We start from the raw sequence: 14,191 nt of genomic DNA, 5'->3' as shown, positions 1-14,191 counted from the left end.
TTATCTGATGATGGTTTGATATAAATTGCCATTGGCCTTCAGCAATTCGGTAGCGGCCAAACGCTGATTCAAAATCTGATTATAGTAACTTAAGGATTGTTTATAGTATTCATTTTCTGCAGCCAGGCGCTCCGTAACATCTAGCAATCCTTCTTCAAACTGACGCGATGCCAGATGTAAGTTGTTTTTTGCAATGATCATCTGTTGTTGATGCACGGCAATCTTCTTTAAACCCAAGTCATAATCCGACTTCGTCTTACGCTGCAGGAGGTTCAATTTCTCTCGGGTATCTTCCAACTTATTTTCATTAATCTGCAAATCGATTTTTGCTTTTTCAATAGCGGTATGATGCGCCTTACCATCAAAGATACTCCATCTGAGGCCTACTCCTACTCCGTATGCAGGAGCCAACTGTACATGATTTGTCTTTAACGTAACATCGCCCAAATTGGCCACATCCTTTAGAGTGGTACGAGCATTAAAAGCATTTAAATAAGACAGATTGCCGAAAGCAAATACTTGGGGCAACTGCGCTCCTTTTTCTTTCTTCAACAAATATTCATATGCTTTTTGCGAAGCTTCCAGTGCTTGCAGCTCTTTTCGGTTCATCGCCATGGCATCATCAGTAAGCAGCATAACCTCCAACGTGTAGTCTATCTTTTCCAATTCTTCTGAAGCAAGGCCTGTAAGCTCTTCTAGTTTAAAATACAATAATTCCCGATTGCTCTGTACTTCGGCACGTTTGCTTTCCAACTCCAGCATAGCCAGTTTAATCTTATCCCGATCATAAGGAATAGCTACTCCGTTTTCAATTGCCTTGATTACTTTTTGATGTTCCTTTTGCAACCTTCTCTCCGAATCGTTGATCAGCAAATCCACTTCTTTCAACAGCATCAGCTGATCGAATGAAGTAATAATTTCCTGGGCTAGAGCATCGTAAGACGCTTCGGTCAGCAATGTCTGCGCCTTATACTTTTGTTCAAGGGCCTTTTGACCATTGCTAATTTGCAGCCCACTAAAAATCACCTGTGTTGCGGTAAGCCCCGAAGCGAAAGCATGTGTGGAAAAATTGCCTTTAGCAGATTCTTCAAACAACGTGATGCCTGTTATCGGCAAAGTGCGCGCAGGTATATCCACATCTACTCCCGTATGTAAATAACCATACAACGCATTTACTGACAAATGGGGCAAAGACTTTCCTTTTACGGCTTGCTGGTCTAGTACTACCTTCTGGTTTTCCAGCATTGCATTTTGAATCGACTTGTTATGCTGTATAGCACTTTCGACAGGTGTTTTAAACGGTTTGAACGTTTCCTGCGCATCCATGCTCGTCATCGCTAAAAGACTTATGAGCAATAATGCAGGACGAATAGAATATAGTTTCATGTTGTTTATCTATTTAGAGATAACAACACAAAGGTGGTGAATTATTCCTGATATTTTTTCAGATACCTTAAAAAATAAACTATAGATTACCTCTAATTACCGATAAAGTCTGCTGGGAAACACCTAAATAGGAGGCAATATGTCCCAAACTAGCATTTTGCAGGATCGTTGGATTTTCTTCTAGCAAGGCTTCGTAACGCTCCTGTGCAGACTTAAATTGGTTATTGTAAAACCTTTTGGAAAAGGCAATAAGATTGTCCAGCAGCATTTTTTTGATGATATGATTGATAGTAATACTCTTCTCCGACATCTCACGAATAGGGCTAAAAGGCAGCAATGTTACACGAGAATGGGCAAGCGCCTGTAAGCCGAACAGGCTGGGTTTTTCATAAAACACACTCTCTATGCCGGTAATAAAATTGTTTTCGCCATAAAAATAATGCGTAATATCCTTCCCATCCTTGTTATAAAACACACGGGTAAAGCCTGATTCGACAAAATAAATGTGTTTGAGATAAGTGTCCGGTACAAAGATAAATGCCCCTTTACGATATTCTTTGGTTTCACTGATGGAACCGAAGAACATCTCCAGTTCCTCATCAATAGGAAAGAAGCTTTTCAGATAATCGAGCAAGAGCATAATCAAATATAACGAAGAAAGCGTTTACGGTTGCATCGTGCTTGGCCTGCCTTAGTCCTTTCTTTTTTTCATGATAAAGATCACGCCCGATGTTCCGCCCGTACCTTTATAAGATTCGACCAGTTCCTGCATCTGTACCAGTTCGTAACCTTCATCAGCCATATAATTCAGCACCGCAGCATAGGACTTTTTATTAGTTAGGGCATCTGAATACTGCTGTCCAGCCTGTTTTTGTGCTTCTGTATCGCCTAAATCCACATCTACTACAAGCTTTCGCGAAAAAGGTTGGCCTGCTACCCTGATATAAGCGTACGAGTAAGCTTTATCGGATGCTTTACCCACACCGGATTGAGCCAAAGCAGCCAGCTGAAATGTTACAATAAGTGCCAGCGTAAAAAGAATTTTTTTAAACATCCCACTAATGATTTAACAACTCCATTAACAATAAAAAGCCTGCAACCGTATTGCAGGCTATAAAGTGCATTTTTAAATAAGCCTATATAACATAATCCCACCACTTCTTGTCACTTTGAGCAGAGGCAATCACATTATCTATAAATGCCATACCTCTCACCCCATCTTCCACAGTGGGAAAGTCTATCAGGCTGCTAGGCTCCTCACCGTTCAAGCGTGCTTGTAAAGTCAGCGCAAAATTTCTGTAAATATTTGCAAAAGCTTCCAAGTAACCCTCGGGGTGACCGCCGGGTGTTCTGGTATTGTGTTTGGCCACATCATGCAGATAAGCATTTCCTGCGCGATATATTTGTGCCGGACCATCCAGCCATTTTACGATTAAAGTATTCGGCTCTTGTTGACTCCATTCCAGTCCACCTTTTTCACCATAAATACGGATGCGCAGATTATTCTCCTCTCCTGCTGCTACCTGAGTAGCAGTGAGGACTCCTGTAGCCCCTTTATCAAATTTCAGCAGCATGGCACCGTCATCGTCCAGCAGGCGGCCTTCTACTATTATGTTTAAGTCAGCACAAAGTTTTACAATCTTTTGTCCGGAAATATATTCCGCCAGATGTGCCGCATGCGTTCCAATATCGCCCATGGCGCCACTTTTACCACTACGTGCTGGATCGGTTCTCCAAGCCGCCTGAATATTTCCTTCTTTCTCTGAAAGACGGCTCAGCCAGCCCTGCGGGTACTCTACCCATATTTTTCTGATCGCCCCCAGCGCCCCATCTTTCACCATTTGACGGGCTTGTTTTACCATAGGATAACCCGAATAAGTATGCGTAAGACAAAGTAACAATCCTGTTTCTTCTACTTTTTGCTTCAGTTGTTTGGCTTGGTCTAAGGTAAATACCATCGGCTTTTCCAATACCACATGAAAACCATGCTCCAATGCCATCATTGCGGGCTCAAAGTGCACATGATTAGGGGTTACAATGGATACAAAGTGCATGCGTTTCTCGGCAGGCAGTTCGCTTTCCTTTTTAATCATCTCCTCATATGAAGTATAGATTCTGTCATCCGGCAAAAAAAGCGCTTGCCCTGATTCCTTTGCTACTTGCGGATCATGACTCAATGCACAACAACTCAATTCTATTAATCCATCCATGTTTAAAGCTGCACGGTGTACGGCACCAATAAAGGCATTCTTACCGCCACCGATCATGCCTACCCTTAATTTTGTTTTCATCGCAATGTATTTTTAAATATTCTTAATGATGGTGAAACTACGTGATGACTACACGCTTCTTCACTCTTGCTGTTTAATATGATAATTCGTTTATGATATTCAAGTATATATACAGGCTACGAATATACGTTTTTTAAAAAATGGCTGAAAGCATACCTCCTGCTAAAAATTTCGTTTAGTAGAAATATTTATGCATATTGCAGATAGAATGATGCGATCTATCCCTTTTTACTCACTGCTTTTATCAGTACTTATTTGTTTCTCCTGTCAGCAAAAGGATACTCAACCTGCTCCCACACCTGTTGATACTACAGTACAGCAGGAGGAAACCGCCCCTGAGCCTGTTGCACCCCAACCGGCCCTTACCTACCGATTTATAAAACAAAAAGAATGGCAGCAACAGAAAGACTCTTTAGGGGGCGCAAAAAGGTTGGACATACTTACGTTGTTGAACCGTGTAGATACTACGCATCTGAAAAGACTGGATAGCATCATTATCCCCAGCGATTTTTCGCTGCCCTTGCAATATTATTCGCCCTTCCCGGAACAAGTGGAACAATTGAAAGATGTAAATAAAATCATTTTCTTTTCTTATCCTACACAAGTGTTTGCCGCCTACGAAAACGGATCATTAATACTCACAGGTCCCACCAACATGGGTAAGAAGAGCTCCCCCACTCCCCGTGGCCTTTTCTTTACCAACTGGAAATCGAAGAAAAGCACCAGCACCGTAAATGCCAGCTGGATACTAAAATGGAACTTCAACGTACATAATAAATTGGGCGTAGGTTTTCATGAGTATGCATTACCCGGTTATCCTATCTCGCATAGTTGTATGCGTTTGCTGGGAGCTGATGCAGAATTTTTATATAACTGGGCTGAACAATGGATACTTAAAAACGATCGCGAAATCGAAGCTTATGGTACCCCTGTCATCATCTTCGGTACTTACCCCTTCGGGAAAGAGAAGCCTTGGTATCAGCTAGTAGAAGATCCCAACGCCCTCGTTATTACAAAAGACAGCCTCAATGCTGTTATCCAACCACATCTGGAAACCATACTGGATAGACAACAGCATCGGGCTGCCGTAATTAGTAACAGGCAATCTAAAGTTTCCAATCAAGCGGAAGCAGGAAACGGGCAGTAAAATTGCACCCCATGTTAAATACGCCTACCCTACCGGTTGTCGGATGAGCATCGGTATACTTCAATCGGCTTAAGTGACTCTGATAAGCTATATCAGTAATATTATTTAACGCCAAGTGTATACTAAAACGGTTTTTTCCGGCAATCTTTACATCGGTTCCCACACCTGCATTCAGCAATACATAGCCATCGGTTGCGGTTTCGGTATCATACCCTGCAAAGAAATTTTTCTGAGCTGCTACCGTATTTGCTTCAAGCTTGATATAAAAGTTGGACAGATGCTTTAATACTGTTGGGAATTCTCCTCGCAGTTCGGTAAGCAGTCTTGCCGGTGCAATGAGTGGAAGATTATCAGAACCATCTACAGGTTTTGTAAACTTACCTCTCACAAAACTAAAGGTATTTTCAAAATGCAGCCAGTCTAGCGGGTGAGGGTGCACATCCACTCGCGCTTCAATGCCCATCAGACGAGCATCGTGCTGATTAAACTGAAATACTTGCGCCCCATCAATTATGGAATCTGCACCATTTGATGCCAATACCTTATTATAAAAAATATAATTGCTGATATGGTTATAAAATGGTGCAATACTGAAGTCGATGTGATTGGTGGTCACTTCCAATCCCAGATCGGCAGCTGTTGCCACCTCACTTTTCAACTGCTGATTACCTATTTCATAACGATGGGTTCCTTCATGCTCGCCGTTAGCCGCCAGTTCGGAAGCATTCGGTGCTCTATAGCCTCTGCTGAGATTAGCCTTAAAAGTAACATGGCTGCTGATGGCATGTGTAGCACCAATACTGGCTGAGATATTGGAAAACTGCTTTTTGAAAGCTTGAAATCGGATATCGGCGTCCTCACTCATTTTCTTACTGTTCATGTTTCGGATATCGTAACGCAGCCCTGCACTGAAGCTGGTGTTTTCCCAAGTTTTGGTAGTTACCCCGTATACGCCTACATCAAAAAGGCTATAGTCGGGAATTAAAGCCTCCTCGCCTTTATTGGTATTCCATTGACGCATACCGTTTACGCCAAAGCTGGTCTTCCAATTTTTGGATTGCGGTAAATGATAGGCCAAATGGTAATTGATCGTTTTCAAATCGAAAAAGGCTTCGGGCTCATCAGGATGCTCCACTTCTCCAAACTCCTGGCGTCGATTTATTTGAAAAGCGGCCAGTGCCGTAATTCTTCCACCCGAAGGCAACGAAAAGGAGTTGTCCAAAGCTATTTTGGAATGCCGCACTGTTTGATAAGGGACCAACGGGCTGCGGCCTTTGATCAGCTTATGGGTCAAAGCATATCCATCCAAAACTAATTGGCCTTCGTCGTCACGCTCTCCTTCCACTATGCCCAATTTCTGATTAAAATGCGAAAAAATCAGATGCGTATATCCCCAGTTTTTATTCAACCCGATGTACCCGCCAGCGTTCTTTTCATTGAAACGGCTGTTTAATACGTTCCCATCATATTTGTTTTTATAGTCTCCGGCCGATTTGTAGCTGCCGTATAGATTCCAATTAAACCCGTTGATATTACCTGCCACGTTTGCATAGTTCCCATACATACGGTTATTACTGTTGAAGGTGCTGAGCACGTTCGCCCGAAGAGTATTATTGGCTACAGGCATATTGGTTAAAATATTAATAACCCCACCCAAAGCATCACTGCCATACATCAGTGATGCCGGGCCTTTCAATATCTCAACCCGCTGTGTACTGAATTCGTCAATCTCCAGGCCATGCTCATCTCCCCACTGCTGTCCTTCTTGTCGCACACCATCATTTACAGTTACAACACGGTTATACCCTAAGCCTCGAATAAAAGGTTTGGCAATTGCAGGCCCGGTTGTTACAATAGATACGCCGGGTTCTTTAGCTACCGCGTCTAAGAGTGTAGTGCCGGTGTTTTGCTCTATACTTTTTCGAGATACGATACTCACCTGTATAGGCGTGCGCTTAAGCTGTGTGGCAGATGATACACCGGTGACGGTTACATGCTCATTTTCCACTACAGAGGTATGAAGGGAAAAGTCTTGCCGGGTGACGCCACGAACGGTAACATTCACCGCTTTCGACTGATAGCCAACATGAGAAATTAGAAGTGTAAAAGTTCCATTGGGCACCGATTTAAAATGATAACGCCCTTCTTTATCCGTGAGTGTTGCTATTTTAAGATCAGGAATAGACACGCTTACTCCCTGTAAAGGCTGTGAAGAAATAGCATCTGTAACTACCCCACTGAGGGCTCCTCCGTTATCATTCCCGTATATAGATGAAACAGTTAGTAAAAACAATAAGCTGAATAAATATTTTATGTACATGAGTTCCTTTTTATCAATCAAAAAATCCAATCAGCAGCAACATACCCCGCTGCTTATACCTATCACTACAGTAGTGCTATCACTACTGCTTTGCAAAACGATATGTAGTAAAAACGTTAAGCTGTGGGAGGACCTCGATGTACAAAATAATGGAACGAAGTACTATATAAATACTCGGGAATGAAGCTGCTTCCCGAAACTATGTACTCCATTAATAACGTGGGACGGAAGGCCTGTCCCCCTAAGAAAGGATCTAATGCTATGGTTTCATTGAAACCACAATTAAACTTATAGGTTACGACAACCTTTTCCTGGGTGTGCGCATATTGGCTATACGTATAATCGATGTGATGGCTGAAGAGGTCGTGTAAGTACTTGCGCGGTGTTACGCTTATCGCAAACACCAGTAGAAGCCACAGAGCTGAAATCCTCGATATGTATATCCGCCGATTCAATATTTGAAACAATGTTGCAAATATATAATGTAAAAATAAAAGCCGCAACTTTTCAGTGCGACTTTTATCGTATGTAGAAGTATTTTTTTATTTAACTGTTAAATTCAATACGGATTCGCCTTCCAGTACCCCCTCCAATACATCTCCGGGCACTACCTCTCCTACACCGGGTGGCGTACCGGTAAATACTAAGTCTCCTATGTTGAGTGAAAAATATTTGGAAATATGAGTCAGCAAAGTATTAAAGCTGAACAAAAGATCACCCGAATTACCTTGCTGTACTAGCTCATTATTTTTGTAGAATTTAAATTTGATATCTTTTGCATTCGGGAAATTACTAATAGGTATCCATTTACCCACTACTGTAGAATTATCCCAAGCTTTTGCCTTTTCCCAAGGCAACCCCTGTTTTTTTAGGTTATTCTGCAAATCTCTTGCAGTAAAGTCGATACCCAGCGTAATGGCATCGTAATACTGGTGAGCATAGCGCTTATTGATGTAGCGTCCGTTTTTACAAATGCGCAACACCAGTTCGCATTCATAGTGCAATTCATTGGTAAACTCCGGATAATAAAAGGGCAAATGTGGTTTTAGTAATGCAGTCTTTGGTTTTAAAAAAACCACCGGATCTTCCGGTACCTCGTGCCCCAATTCTTTTGCGTGTGCAGGATAATTTCTGCCAATACAAAAAATTTTCATACAATCATGTTTTTATCAGGCTTACATTACAATGAATACGTCTGACTATTAACGCTGTTCATAGCAGCATTCAGACCTTGAGTTGCAAACGTTTCAATAGCTTCAACAGATTTTTCAATTTTCAGTTTAACGATAGGCTCTTCCTCTTTAGTCCATTTGCCTAATACAAACTCGGACTGCATGCCCTTAGGGAAGTTGTTGCCTATACCAAATCTGAGCTTGGGATAGTCTACGGAATTGATGGCTTCCTGAATACTTTTGAGGCCATTATGCCCCCCATCACTTCCGGACCCCCTCATTCTTAATCTGTCTAAAGGCAATGCTAAATCATCTACTATAGTTAATGTATTGCCTAATTCAATTTTCTCTTTATCCAGCCAATATTTAAATGCCCTACCGCTCAGATTCATGTATGTTGTAGGACAGATACATATGAATAAGCGTCCTTTCCATTTAATTTCAGCCACATAAGCAAGCCGATCCTGCCTGAAGTCACCATGATGCTTTTGTACAAAAGCGGCCACAACATCAAACCCGATATTATGCCTGGTATGCGCATATTCATTGCCGATATTTCCCAACCCTACAATTAAAAACTTCATGTTGGTCTATCAAAAATACAAAATATATATCATGCTCTGGTTAATCCTGCAAAGGTGATGACTTTTAGATAATTAACAAAATCCGCAACAGTTAGTTGTCATCAACATTCGCTCGGTCACCTTCTCTTAGCATACAGCTATGATAAAAAAATAGCCCCGCTTTTTACGGGGCTATATGCAAATTTAAGAATTTTACTTCTTAGCGGCTGCAGCGGCAGCTGCTTCTTCTTGCCGCAACTGTCTTGTCATAACTACTGAAGCGATCGGGATACGTGGAGAGTTCAGAATCTCCATATCTGGAGCTTTGATGTCCTCAACACGAATGTTTCCATTCACTTCCAGATCATCAATAGGTACTTCCAGCACTTCTTTCAGATCTTTAGGAAGGGTTTTTACTTTTACTGCCTTAATTTTAGCTACAAAACGTCCACCGGCTCTCACTCCTTTGGCAGTACCTGTAAATTTCAGCGGAATGGTAGCGATTACTTTCTTGTTTTCTACCAGCTCCAAGAAATCCACATGGATCAACGCATCTGTAACTTTATCAAATTGCAGATCCTTTAAAATACATTTGTAAACAGTACCATCAACTTTTATTTCAGCTAACTGGAAACTTGATGTGTATACCAGTGGCTTAAACGCTGCTGCTGGCGCGTAAAAGTTGATTTCTTTTGCACCCCCATAAATTACAGCAGGCACATAACCCTGAGAGCGAAGTTGGCGGGTGGCTTTTTTGCCAAATTCGGTCCTCAGTTGTCCTTCGATTGTAATTGTTTTCATTTTTATGTTGTTTTAAAATTTGCTTTTAACTGGTACGCAGGTTTGAGTGCACAAACAAGCTGGTAATACTTTTATTTTCAAATGCGTGCTTGATGGCTACCGAAAACAGCTGTGCCACAGAAATTACTTTAATTTTGGGGCTTTGCTTTTTGAGCGGAATAGTATTACATACTACCAATTCCTCCAAAACGCTGTTTTCGATATTCTCGTAAGCCTTACCACTCAACAGCGGATGCGTAATCATGGCTCTTACACTATTGGCACCCTTCTCCTTAATCAGTCCTGCACATTTAGCCAAAGTGCCACCGGTATCACAAATATCATCAATGATTACCACATCCTTACCTTCTACATCCCCGATCAGTGTCATACTAGCTATTTCGTTGGCACGCTTACGGTGTTTGTCACAAATCACCATATCGGCATTAAAATAGCTGGCAATTTCCCTGATACGGTTTGTAGCGCCTACGTCAGGGGCCGCAAAGGTAAGGTTTTTTAATTGTAACTTTTCAATATAAGGAATAAAAACCGCGTGACTGTCCAAATGATCCACCGGAATATCAAAATACCCCTGAATTTGAGGCGCGTGGAGGTCCATCGTAATGATACGATCAGCACCTGCTGCAGTCAGCATGTTGGCTATCAATTTACTACCGATAGCCACACGAGGGCGGTCTTTCCTATCCTGGCGAGCATACCCGTAATAGGGTAGCACCGCAATTACTTTGTAAGCCGAGGCTCTTTTAGCGGCATCGATCATCAGCAGTAACTCCATCAAATGATCGGCCGGGGCATAAGTGCTCTGTACCAGAAAAATATAATCACCCCGTACGCTTTCCAGGTAATTCGGAGATATTTCCCCGTCAGCAAAACGCTGAATATTTACTTTACCCTCTTCACAACCAAAATGCGAGCAGATTTCAGTACAAAGCTCTTTGGATGCGGATCCTGAAAAAATTTTTGCCGAATGCGGAATGGAAATAGCTGTGTGCATAGTGTAGTGTGTAATGAGCGGCGAAGATATTTTTTTTCTTCTGATTTCGGAACGACAAGACAGAGTTTTTAATGACATTACGTTTCGAATATGCATAAATAATTGCTCATCAGCTTAAGAAAAATATCAGCAAATAATAATAGAATTATTTTTTAATATTGTGTAAGCATCACTCTATGAAAACTACAAGCATCAAGCAGTGGCCTAAAGATGACCGTCCCCGAGAAAAACTATTGTTACACGGACCTCAACGACTGAGCAATTCCGAACTACTGGCCATTCTTATTCATAACGGCACAGCACAAAAATCGGCACTCGATCTAGCTAAAGAAATATTGCAGATGGGTGATGATAATATAAACAAAATCGGCAAATTATCTATAAAAGATCTCATGCGAATCAAGGGTATTGGCGAGGCTAAAGCCATTACCATTGCTGCAGCGTTAGAGCTGGGACGCAGAAGACAACAGGGCAGTATTCCTGAAGCAGCAGCCTTCAAGTCCTCCCAAGATGCAGCTCTTTTCCTTAAGGAAAGATTAAAAGATTACACCCATGAAATTTTTGCGGTACTTTACCTCAATCGGGCTAATAAACTTATCAGCTTTGATATTATCAGCGAGGGAGGCATTACCGGCACAGTAGCGGATCCACGCATTATACTGAAAAAAGCACTAGAAAAGAACGCCGTAAATATCATTCTCAGTCACAATCATCCATCTGGCAATCTCCAACCCAGTAAGGCAGATGAATTACTCACAGCAAAAATGAGACAAGCTGCGCAATTACTTGACATAACAATTCTAGACCATATAATTGTCAGCGACTTAGGATACTATAGCTTCGCTGATAACAATATGCTTTAGTCGTTGAGACGTGTCTTTAAAGCATCATTTTATAATGCACTTTCACCTTGCCGGAAGCAATATCTTTGAGTTTGCTTTGCAATAGTTTTCTACGCAAAGGAGGCAGATGGTCAATAAATAATTTGCCCTCAATATGGTCGTATTCATGCAGGATAATACGTGCGGATAAGCCCGTGAAAGTTTCGGTATGTAGTTCAAAACTTTCGTCCTCATACTCTAAGGTTACCGTTTCGGGGCGCTGCACATCTTCTCTTATTTTGGGAATGCTTAAGCATCCTTCGCTATAAGACCAGGGAGTTCCACCTAGTTCTTTTATATAGGCGTTAATGAATACTTTTTTTATGCCCGGGGCATCGGGATATTTATCGCGATCCTCATCATCCGGTTCCATACTCTCAAAAACCTGTTGACTGTCCACAACAAACAATCTGATGGACTTGTTCACCTGTGGAGCTGCCAGCCCTACCCCATTGCTGGCGTACATGGTTTCCCACATATCTGCAATAAGTTGTTCTAGTCCGGGATAATCCGGGTCTATCTCTTCTGCTACTTTACGTAAAATAGGGTTGCCGTATGCTACGATAGGTAAGATCATAGCTGCAAAGGTAGTTAAACCGAGAAATGTATATTGAAAATTATCCGAAATTAAAAAGGGCAAAGTCGGTATTAAAGGTCGAATGGCAGCATTTAACGTCCTAAATATTCCTGTAGCATAATGGTGGCCGCAATTTCATCTACTAGGGCCTTATTTCGACGTTGCATTTTCTTTAATCCCATTTCCAACATGGCATCTTTGGCCATTTTAGAGGTATAACGCTCATCCACCGTTTCGAGAGGCATATTAGGAAAATGTTTTCTTATTTGCTTAATGGCTTTTACTACCAGTGGTGTAGCATGCGTATCGCTTTCATCCCAGTTCTTGGGCAATCCAATTATAATTTTTTCTACCTCTTCTTTAGCAAAATAATCTTTTAAAAAAGGAATGAGCTGACCAGAATCGATAGTAGTAAGCCCTGAAGCGATAATCTGCAAGGGATCCGTAACGGCAATGCCCGTTCTTTTAAGTCCGTAATCAATAGCGAGGATACGTGCCAATGTATTAATGAATATTTAAAAATAAATCGATATTTAGAATAAAAATAAATCTGCAATTACTAATACTGCAAATACTACCGATGCAATGCCATTAGCCGTCATAAATGCTAGATTCACCCTACGCAAATCATCGGGTTTTACAATATTGTGTTGATAAAGCAGCATGCCTGCAAACACACCCACCCCAGCCCAGTACAAATAACCGAAACCTCCGTACAAGCCAGCTGCCACCACACATGCCGTACTGGCCACATGCAAAAGCTCCGACACCCTTAAGGCTTTTCTCTTTCCCAACTGAGAAGGTATGGAATATAAGTTATGATCCCTGTCAAACTCTTCATCCTGCAAAGCATAAATAATATCAAATCCACTCACCCAGAAAATTACGGCAAAAGAAAAAAGTATAGGCAGTACATCAAACTTTCCCGTTACCGCAAGATAAGCCCCTATAGGCGCCAGGGATAACCCTAACCCCAGTATGATATGACATAACGCCGTAAAGCGTTTGGTATAACTATATCCCAAGATCACAAGCAATGCTACTGGCGATAGATAAAAACAAAGAGGGTTGATAAAATAAGTACAGATAATAAACAATAACGCATTGATGATCGTGAACCATAATACCCGGTCGGCCTTTAAAATACCTGCCGGTATTTCCCTTACGGCAGTTCGGGGATTTTTTGCATCGAAATGGCGGTCGAGATATCGGTTAAATGCCATAGCCGCGCTTCGAGCAAATACCATACAAGCTATCACCAATAAAAATACCAACCATTTCTCTCGAAATACGCTACTAAATGTTTCTCGATAAGAATAATTCGCAATACCCCCTGCCTGAAAAATACGAAAGCCTAGAAAGAAGCCTATCATTGCAAAAGGCATTGCAAATATGGTATGCGAGAATTTTATCAGACTCAGATATTTCTTCACTGTTGACATACTTATAGCACGTTACTGATTTTTCTACTTACCAACTCCCACAAAACCACACCAGCCGCTGTGGCAATATTTAACGAGTGCTTCATACCCAACTGTGGGATTTCGATGGCACTGTCACAAAGATCGATGGTGGACTGTTCCACTCCCGTAACTTCATTACCGAAAATGACGGCTATTTTTTCACTACCATCCCAGTTGAGCTGATGAAGGTAAGTACTATTTTCCACCTGCTCTACTGCGTAAATTTTGTAACCCTCTGCCCGTAGTTTTTCCACAGCTGCAGCAGCGTTAGGAAAATACTCCCAAGTTACGGTTTCCTCGGCGCCCAAGGCTGTTTTCTTAATTTCTTTATGAGGGGGACGCGCTGTGTATCCGGTTATATAAATGGCTTCAATCAAAAAGGCATCACTGGTACGAAAGACACTACCTACATTATAAGCACTCCTGATATTCTCCAGCACTACCACAATAGGCATTTTAGCAGCCTCTCTAAATTCATCTATGGACTTTCGGCCCAATTCTTCCATACTTAACTTTCGCATCGGGCAAAAGTAATAAATCTGCAATTTGCTCGAACAGAATGTGCAACAACACTTAAATCAACAAAGTATAAAAAA

16 protein-coding genes are annotated in these 14,191 nt (G+C 41.6%); 2 read left to right on the top strand and 14 right to left on the bottom strand.

Features of this window, described 5'->3' with window-relative positions; translation table 11 throughout:
• The 4 genes from PIECOFPK_RS08450 to PIECOFPK_RS08435 all read right to left on the bottom strand — a co-directional run bounded on the left by PIECOFPK_RS08450 (position 1) and on the right by PIECOFPK_RS08435 (position 3,677).
• Positions 1-1,386, bottom strand: a complete 1,386-nt coding sequence (locus PIECOFPK_RS08450; RefSeq protein ID WP_409965591.1) for a TolC family protein — start codon at positions 1,384-1,386, stop codon at positions 1-3.
• A 79-nt stretch (positions 1,387-1,465) separates the two neighbouring features.
• Positions 1,466-2,026: a Crp/Fnr family transcriptional regulator gene (locus PIECOFPK_RS08445; RefSeq protein WP_330974121.1), complete on the bottom strand. Its 561-nt coding sequence runs from the start codon at positions 2,024-2,026 to the stop codon at positions 1,466-1,468.
• 51 nt (positions 2,027-2,077) lie between these two features.
• Positions 2,078-2,440, bottom strand: a complete 363-nt coding sequence (locus PIECOFPK_RS08440; protein ID WP_330974122.1) for a hypothetical protein — start codon at positions 2,438-2,440, stop codon at positions 2,078-2,080.
• Positions 2,441-2,522: 82 nt separating this feature from the next.
• Positions 2,523-3,677, bottom strand: coding sequence for a Gfo/Idh/MocA family protein (locus PIECOFPK_RS08435; RefSeq protein ID WP_330974123.1), 1,155 nt, complete (start codon positions 3,675-3,677; stop codon positions 2,523-2,525).
• 208 nt (positions 3,678-3,885) lie between these two features.
• On the opposite strand from PIECOFPK_RS08435, the gene PIECOFPK_RS08430 reads away from it, so the two are divergent.
• Positions 3,886-4,824: a L,D-transpeptidase gene (locus tag PIECOFPK_RS08430; RefSeq protein WP_409965590.1), complete on the top strand. Its 939-nt coding sequence runs from the start codon at positions 3,886-3,888 to the stop codon at positions 4,822-4,824.
• Here the strand turns inward: PIECOFPK_RS08430 and PIECOFPK_RS08425 are convergent.
• The 6 genes from PIECOFPK_RS08425 to PIECOFPK_RS08400 form a co-directional block, all read right to left on the bottom strand.
• Positions 4,784-7,144 carry a TonB-dependent receptor gene (locus PIECOFPK_RS08425; RefSeq protein WP_409965589.1) on the bottom strand — a complete coding sequence of 787 codons (2,361 nt, stop codon included), beginning with the start codon at positions 7,142-7,144 and terminating at the stop codon, positions 4,784-4,786. The two genes, PIECOFPK_RS08430 and PIECOFPK_RS08425, sit on opposite strands and share 41 nt — an antisense overlap.
• Before the next feature lie 116 nt (positions 7,145-7,260).
• The gene (locus tag PIECOFPK_RS08420; RefSeq protein WP_330974126.1) at positions 7,261-7,548 is read right to left on the bottom strand and encodes a hypothetical protein; all 288 of its coding nucleotides are present in this window, start codon (positions 7,546-7,548) and stop codon (positions 7,261-7,263) included.
• Between the two features lie 138 nt (positions 7,549-7,686).
• Positions 7,687-8,298 carry a fumarylacetoacetate hydrolase family protein gene (locus PIECOFPK_RS08415; RefSeq protein WP_330974127.1) on the bottom strand — a complete coding sequence of 204 codons (612 nt, stop codon included), beginning with the start codon at positions 8,296-8,298 and terminating at the stop codon, positions 7,687-7,689.
• Positions 8,299-8,324: 26 nt separating this feature from the next.
• A complete protein-coding gene (gene pth, locus PIECOFPK_RS08410) occupies positions 8,325-8,900 on the bottom strand; it encodes an aminoacyl-tRNA hydrolase (RefSeq protein WP_330974128.1) in 576 nt (191 codons plus the stop codon).
• Between the two features lie 192 nt (positions 8,901-9,092).
• Positions 9,093-9,680, bottom strand: coding sequence for a 50S ribosomal protein L25 (locus tag PIECOFPK_RS08405; RefSeq protein ID WP_330974129.1), 588 nt, complete (start codon positions 9,678-9,680; stop codon positions 9,093-9,095).
• Positions 9,681-9,705: 25 nt separating this feature from the next.
• Complete coding sequence (locus PIECOFPK_RS08400; protein ID WP_330974130.1) at positions 9,706-10,752, bottom strand: ribose-phosphate diphosphokinase; 1,047 nt, start codon at positions 10,750-10,752, stop codon at positions 9,706-9,708.
• 98 nt (positions 10,753-10,850) lie between these two features.
• Between PIECOFPK_RS08400 and radC the strand changes: the two genes are divergently transcribed.
• A complete protein-coding gene (gene radC / locus PIECOFPK_RS08395; RefSeq protein ID WP_409965588.1) occupies positions 10,851-11,537 on the top strand; it encodes a RadC family protein in 687 nt (228 codons plus the stop codon).
• 16 nt (positions 11,538-11,553) lie between these two features.
• Here the strand turns inward: radC and def are convergent, their stop codons facing one another.
• The 4 genes from def to PIECOFPK_RS08375 all read right to left on the bottom strand — a co-directional run bounded on the left by def (position 11,554) and on the right by PIECOFPK_RS08375 (position 14,116).
• Positions 11,554-12,132 (bottom strand): peptide deformylase, encoded by a 579-nt coding sequence (gene def / locus PIECOFPK_RS08390; protein ID WP_409965587.1) that lies wholly within the window; start codon positions 12,130-12,132, stop codon positions 11,554-11,556.
• Between the two features lie 92 nt (positions 12,133-12,224).
• Positions 12,225-12,632: a Holliday junction resolvase RuvX gene (ruvX, locus tag PIECOFPK_RS08385; protein ID WP_330974133.1), complete on the bottom strand. Its 408-nt coding sequence runs from the start codon at positions 12,630-12,632 to the stop codon at positions 12,225-12,227.
• Between the two features lie 33 nt (positions 12,633-12,665).
• Positions 12,666-13,574: a UbiA-like polyprenyltransferase gene (locus PIECOFPK_RS08380; RefSeq protein WP_330974134.1), complete on the bottom strand. Its 909-nt coding sequence runs from the start codon at positions 13,572-13,574 to the stop codon at positions 12,666-12,668.
• Between the two features lie 2 nt (positions 13,575-13,576).
• A complete protein-coding gene (locus PIECOFPK_RS08375) occupies positions 13,577-14,116 on the bottom strand; it encodes an RNA methyltransferase (protein WP_330974135.1) in 540 nt (179 codons plus the stop codon).
• Between the last annotated feature and the right edge of the window lie 75 nt (positions 14,117-14,191).

This window comes from Chitinophagaceae bacterium C216 (genome assembly GCA_028485475.2).
Classification (GTDB): Bacteria; Bacteroidota; Bacteroidia; order Chitinophagales; family Chitinophagaceae; genus Niabella; species Niabella composti.
Note: the sequence above shows the minus strand (reverse complement) of the source record. Positions and strands in the feature narration are given on the sequence as shown.